Annotated in this window: 1 pseudogene; it reads right to left on the bottom strand. The window is 71.0% G+C overall.

Features of this window, described 5'->3' with window-relative positions:
- Positions 1–328, bottom strand: a pseudogene (locus G154_RS26705) (HNH endonuclease); the annotation flags it as partial.

Below are 328 nucleotides of genomic sequence, written 5' to 3'. Positions count from 1 at the left end.
ACCACGGTCATCTCGTTGAGCGCGGTGTCCTCGGCGACCGGCACCACCTGCTGCTCGACCGGTAGTGCCGCGACTCGGTCGATGGCGATCGTGCGGGCCTTGGCGGCCACCTCGGCCGGGCTGGTCTGCACCATCAACGCACGCACCACCGCCGCCCGATCGTCGTCGGACAACGGCACTCGAGACTCCACGTGCGCGACACCTTTGCCCACGGCATCGGCGAACTCGATACCGATACCGCCCAACCCCAACCGCTGCGCGACCGTCAACGCCGGCAACGACGATGCGGCGCGTCCCACCCGTACCGCCCGGGCCGCCGCACCCGGGG

Origin of the sequence: Mycobacterium sp. VKM Ac-1816D (assembly GCF_000416385.1) — a bacterium.
Classification (GTDB): Bacteria; Actinomycetota; Actinomycetes; order Mycobacteriales; family Mycobacteriaceae; genus Mycobacterium; species Mycobacterium neoaurum_A.
This window is presented reverse-complemented; position numbering and strand designations above follow the sequence as displayed.